This window comes from uncultured Succinatimonas sp. (assembly GCF_905203285.1).
In the GTDB taxonomy this organism is placed as follows: Bacteria; Pseudomonadota; Gammaproteobacteria; order Enterobacterales; family Succinivibrionaceae; genus Succinatimonas.
In genome coordinates, this window is sequence record NZ_CAJKVK010000111.1 from 1 (window position 1) to 5,553 (window position 5,553).

The window sequence follows — 5,553 nt, forward strand, 5'->3', positions numbered from 1 at the left end:
CAAAAGTGCCGCTGTCATTTTCCTCTTTTTATTTGAAAATCATAATTTCCGATAAACGCTACCTTTTATTTTGCTGTTACAAAAAGATATTAACTCTTGCTTAACGTTTTTTAAGCAGGTTGTTTTTGTAAAAAGGACTTAAACTCTGTTTGATTGTAAAAAATTACAGCAAATTAATCCGAAATTTTCTATAATATATCGTTTTTTAGTATTTTTTACTTGATAAGCGGAAGGCTTAAAATGCCAGTTTATGAATATAAATGTAAAAATTGTAATGAGAGAATTACTGTAAAACAAGGAATTAAAGATCCTCGTTTGGTTGTTTGTCCTCATTGTGGACAGGAATCTTTAGAGCGACTTATATCGTTGTCCGGTTTTGAATTAAAAGGAAGTGGTTGGTTCGGCAGATCTGCAGATCACAATCCATCAGCTTCTCATTGTTCATGTGACAATTGCCCGCATAAGAGATAAGAGGTTGTTATGTCAATGCGTTCACTTTATTGCGCTGAAGTTAATAGTGCTCATGTCGGTGAGCAGGTGACTTTGTGCGGATGGGTAAATCGTCGCCGTGATTTGGGCGGTCTTATTTTTATTGATTTGCGTGATAGAAGCGGTATTGTTCAGGTTGTTTTTGAACCAGATAATCAAGAGTTGCACGCTAAAGCTTCAACCTTGCGCGGCGAGTATTGCATAAAGGTTGTCGGTTCAGTAAAGGCACGCCCCGCTGATCAAGTTAATAGTAAGATGGCAACCGGCGAGATTGAAGTTTATGCTGCTGATTTGACCATTTTTAATAAGGCAGCTCCTCTTCCGATTGATTTTAATCAGGATAATACCGAAGAGCAGAGATTACGTTATCGTTATCTTGATTTGCGTCGTCCGGAAATGGTTCATAAGATGACCGTACGTGCAGCGATAACTCGTTATGTACGTCATTTCCTTGATGAGCACGGGTTTCTTGATATTGAAACTCCGATGCTTACAAAGGCAACTCCTGAAGGCGCACGCGATTATTTAGTTCCTTCTCGTATTCATCATGGCAAGTTTTATGCTTTACCTCAATCTCCGCAGCTTTTTAAGCAGTTATTGATGATTGCCGGCTATGATCGTTATTATCAGATTGTAAAGTGCTTCCGTGACGAAGATTTGCGTGCAGATCGTCAGCCTGAATTTACTCAGATTGATGTTGAAACATCGTTTATGACTTCTCAAGATGTCCGTGACATTATGGAAGAAATGATGGTCGGCTTATTTAAGGAAATAGCCGGATATGATTTGGGTAAACTTCCTGTCATGCGCTACGATGAGGCTATGGAGCGTTTCGGATCAGATAAACCTGATTTGCGTATTTCTTATGAGCTTCATACTCTTTGTGATGCTGTCCGCAACAGTGAATTTAAGGTATTGTCTGTCCCTGCTAACGATCCGGATTCAAGAGTTGTCGGTTTTGCCGTTCCTGGCGGAGCTGCAATGACCCGTCGAGAAATTGATGGATATACTGATTTTGTTAAAAAATTAGGTGCCTCAGGATTAATTTGGATTAAAGTCAATGACCTTGAGAAAGGTTCTGAAGGGTTGCATTCTTCGATTGCAAAACATGTAACCCCGGATGAATTGATGTCTTTAGTTACAATGGCTCAGGCTAAATCAGGCGATATCGTTTTCATCGGAGCTGGTAAGCACAATAAGATTTCAACTGTAATGGGTGCTTTACGTTTGCAGACTGCAAAAGACAAAGGTTTTGTGGCTGACGGTTATAAAGCATTGTGGGTTATCGACTTCCCGATGTTTGAGATGACTGAAGAGGCCGGACTTACTGCAATGCATCATCCTTTTACTGCTCCGTCAGGCGTAACTCCTGAAGAGTTGATCGCAAATCCTATGTCCGTGTATGCAGATGCTTATGATTTGGTTATCAACGGTTATGAATCAGGCGGCGGCTCTGTGCGTATTTATGATGAGAATATGCAGCAAGCCGTATTTAAGGTTTTAGGTATTACTGATAGCGAAGCGAGAGAAAAATTCGGCTTCCTGTTAGATGCTTTATCTTTTGGCGCACCTCCTCATGCAGGACTTGCTTTCGGTCTTGATCGTGTAACAATGCTGTTAACCGGTACCGACAATATTCGTGATGTAATTGCATTCCCTAAGACAACTGCAGCAGCATGTCTTATGACACAGGCTCCTAATGTCGCTTCACCTGATGCATTAAAAGAGCTTGCAATTGCGATTACAGATATGGAGCAGTAGCTCTTAGTTAGAATTAAACCAACAGAATTTAACGATTCTGTCTTTAAAGGAGAAGAATAAACATGTCAGGACACTCAAAATGGGCTAACATCCGTTTCCGTAAAGCAGCACAGGATGCTAAGCGCGGTAAGATTTTTACTAAGTTGATTCGTGAAATTACAACTGCTGCAAGAATGGGCGGTGGAGATGAAAGCAGCAATCCGCGTTTGCGTTCTGCAGTTGTCGCTGCATTAGCTCAGAATATGACTCGCGATACTATTAAGCGTGCAATTGAACGCGGTGTCGGCGGAGGCGAAGGTACCGATCTTGAGACTATAGTTTATGAAGGTTACGGTGTCGGCGGTGTTGCCGTTATGGTTGAATGCATGACTGACAATCGCAATCGTACAGCATCTGAAGTTCGTCATGCTTTTACTAAGTTTGGCGGTAATTTAGGCTCTTCAGGCTCAGTTAACTATCTCTTCACTAAAAAAGGCGTTGTAAGCTTTATTCCTGATGAAAGCGGCAATATGGCTTTAGATGAAGAAAAAGCAATGGATATTGCTCTTGAGGCTGGTGCTGATGACGTTGTGACCAATGAAGACGGTTCAATTGACGTTTATACCTCACCAGAGGCTTTCCCTGCCGTTGTCGATGCCTTTAATGACAACAACATTAAGCCGGATAACGCTCAGGTTACAATGACACCGTCAACTGAAGCTGATTTGGATGCCGATACCGCGGTTAAATTTATGAGAATGATTGACGCTCTTGAAGATCTTGATGATGTTCAAGAGGTTTATCACAACGCTTCAATTCCTGATGACGTAAACCTTGATTAAAACGTTTTTGGAAATTATCTGAAAAAATATATGAAATAAATTTGCTTTTTTCAGATTCATTTCCTATATATAACGTGTTGTGCGGGGAAGAGATGTTCTCTTTCCCGCCTTTGTGTCAAATAAGAACTAGATTTTTATAGCGGAAAGCTCAAAGCATGGATAATAATTCAGCAAGTACCGAGTTTAAGCAGTTGATTGCTCGAGGCAAAGAGCAAGGCTATCTTACTATTGAAGAAATTAACGATTTAATTCCGCCGGACATTATCAGCGGAGATCAACTTTCTGTTTTTATTCAAACATTCATTGATATGGGTATCAATGTATGTGAGACTCCGCCGGATCCTGATGATATCTTATTAAGCGATAGCTCTCAGGCTGCAGAAGAAGACGTAGAAACTGTTGCAAATCAGCTTGATAGTACTGTTGATATCGGTAGAACGACAGATCCTGTTCGCATGTATATGCGAGAGATGGGGAATGTTTCACTTCTTACCAGAAAAGACGAAATTGAGATTTCAAAGCGCATTGAACGCGGTACTAATGATGTACAGATGTGCATTGTTGAATATCCTCTTGCGATGGATGAACTTTTCCGTCGCTATGATGAGGCGTTAGCTCCAGATTCTGAAATCAGATTAGGCGATATCGTCGTAGGTTTTGCCGAGCCGTCAAAAGAAGAGATCAATATTGATATTGACGATAGTGTTGAAACCGAAGAAGATATTGAAAAATTAATTGATGAAGAAGAATCTGCAGAAGAGCAGTTAGAAGAAGCAAAAGAAGAAAAGACGGTTAAAGCCAAAAAAGGTAAAAAAGCTAAAATTGAAGAAGAGCCGGATTCTGAGGATGATGAAGATGATGATTCAGCATCACAGGCCGATTCAGGTCCCGATCCTGAGCTTGTAAAACAGAAATTTACCGAACTTAGGATTCAATACGAAAAAGTAGTAGCAGCTCACGCGAAAAAAGGTTCTGCTGCAGCAAAGAAATATAAGCAGGAACTGCAGAAATTATCTGAAATGTTTTCAACTTTCAGATTGGTTCCGCAAGTTCTTGATTCTTTGTTGCGTAAGATGCATGACATGATGGATCGCGTTAAAAATCAAGATCATAGAATTCGTGAGATTGCAGTTAACATTTGCGGTATGAAGCTTGATGAGCTTAAAGCTCTTTATACTGATTCCGAACAAGAATCAGATATGGCATGGTTTGATAAGGCTCTTAAGAGTAAAAAACCTTATGTCGCAAAATTAAAGGATTATCGTCCTGTAATTGAAGAATGCGTTGGGGCTTTAAAAGAAGTAGAAACTGAATCAGGTATTTCTATTGCGCGTTTACGCGATTTATCTCGTCGCGTCATGATGGGCGATGCAATGGCCAAAAAAGCTAAAAAGGAAATGGTTGAAGCTAATTTGCGTTTAGTTATTTCCATTGCTAAGAAATACACAAACCGCGGTTTGCAATTCCTTGATTTAATTCAAGAAGGCAATATCGGTTTGATGAAAGCTGTTGATAAATTTGAATATCGTCGCGGATATAAGTTCTCTACTTATGCTACATGGTGGATCCGTCAGGCAATTACCCGTTCTATTGCAGATCAGGCTCGTACGATTCGTATTCCTGTGCATATGATTGAAACTATTAACAAGTTAAATCGTATTTCACGTCAAATGCTGCAGGAGAAAGGTCGTGAGCCTACTCCTGAAGAGCTGGCAGAGAAAATGGGCTTACCGGAGGACAAGATCCGCAAGGTTATGAAAATCGCCAAAGAGCCTATATCTTTGGAAACTCCTGTAGGTGACGATGATGATTCGCATTTGGGAGATTTTATTGAGGATAGCTCAATTGTTGTTCCTGCCGAAGCTGCTACATCAGAAAGCCTGAAGAACGCAATTAATAATGTCCTTGATGAAATGCCGCCGCGTGAGGCTCAGGTATTAAGAATGCGTTTTGGTATTGGTATGCCTTCTGATCATACTTTAGAAGAGGTAGGCCGTCAGTTTGGTGTAACACGCGAGCGTATTCGTCAGATTGAAGCAAAGGCTTTACGTAAATTAAGACATCCTTGCCGCTCTGCTGGCTTAAGAGGATTCCTCGATTAGTTTACGAGGTTTTGTTTGAAATTCAGGCAGGCTTTGTTCCTGCCTTTATTTTTATAAGAAGAAGTAAAGAAGAAGTAAAGAAGAAGTAAAGATAAATATCTTTGAATGAAGAAAGAAGGTCTCTAGATAGAAACTATTAAATGCGGATATCTAAAAAATGGCGGAAAAGGGGGGATTCGAACCCCCGAACCCAAAAATTGGGTTGCCGCATTTCGAGTGCGGTGCATTCGACCACTCTGCCACTTTTCCGAATAAAATATTTGCAATATAAGGAGTAAATATGAAAATAAAGACTGGCGGTGAGAGCGGGATTCGAACCCGCGATAGGCTATTCACCTATACACGCTTTCCAGGCGTGCTCCTTCAACCACTCGGACATC

General features: G+C 40.6%; 4 protein-coding genes and 2 tRNA genes. 4 read left to right on the top strand and 2 right to left on the bottom strand.

Going from position 1 to position 5,553, the window contains the following annotated elements:
• Nucleotides 1-240 precede the first annotated feature (240 nt).
• The 4 genes from QZ019_RS09050 (at nucleotide 241) to rpoD (ending at nucleotide 5,173) form a co-directional block, all read left to right on the top strand.
• Nucleotides 241-471 carry an FmdB family zinc ribbon protein gene (locus tag QZ019_RS09050; RefSeq protein WP_009143567.1) on the top strand — a complete coding sequence of 77 codons (231 nt, stop codon included), beginning with the start codon at nucleotides 241-243 and terminating at the stop codon, nucleotides 469-471.
• Nucleotides 472-486: 15 nt separating this feature from the next.
• Nucleotides 487-2,250 (top strand): aspartate--tRNA ligase, encoded by a 1,764-nt coding sequence (gene aspS, locus QZ019_RS09055; RefSeq protein WP_295484408.1) that lies wholly within the window; start codon nucleotides 487-489, stop codon nucleotides 2,248-2,250.
• 62 nt (nucleotides 2,251-2,312) lie between these two features.
• Complete coding sequence (locus QZ019_RS09060; protein ID WP_294568037.1) at nucleotides 2,313-3,071, top strand: YebC/PmpR family DNA-binding transcriptional regulator; 759 nt, start codon at nucleotides 2,313-2,315, stop codon at nucleotides 3,069-3,071.
• A 155-nt stretch (nucleotides 3,072-3,226) separates the two neighbouring features.
• Nucleotides 3,227-5,173: an RNA polymerase sigma factor RpoD gene (rpoD, locus tag QZ019_RS09065; RefSeq protein WP_294568035.1), complete on the top strand. Its 1,947-nt coding sequence runs from the start codon at nucleotides 3,227-3,229 to the stop codon at nucleotides 5,171-5,173.
• Between the two features lie 158 nt (nucleotides 5,174-5,331).
• Here the strand turns inward: rpoD and QZ019_RS09070 are convergent.
• Together QZ019_RS09070 and QZ019_RS09075 are read right to left on the bottom strand one after the other, a co-directional pair.
• Nucleotides 5,332-5,422, bottom strand: a tRNA-Ser gene (locus QZ019_RS09070).
• 45 nt (nucleotides 5,423-5,467) lie between these two features.
• Nucleotides 5,468-5,552: transfer RNA gene (locus tag QZ019_RS09075), tRNA-Ser, on the bottom strand.
• Nucleotide 5,553 lies beyond the last annotated feature (1 nt).

Excerpts from the sequence above, each read along its gene's own strand:
- QZ019_RS09050 (WP_009143567.1), top strand. The coding sequence starts at position 241 with ATGCCAGTTTATGAATATAAATGTAAAAATTGTAATGAGAGAATTACT.
- rpoD (WP_294568035.1), top strand. The coding sequence starts at position 3,227 with ATGGATAATAATTCAGCAAGTACCGAGTTTAAGCAGTTGATTGCTCGA.
- QZ019_RS09060 (WP_294568037.1), top strand. The coding sequence starts at position 2,313 with ATGTCAGGACACTCAAAATGGGCTAACATCCGTTTCCGTAAAGCAGCA.
- aspS (WP_295484408.1), top strand. The coding sequence starts at position 487 with ATGCGTTCACTTTATTGCGCTGAAGTTAATAGTGCTCATGTCGGTGAG.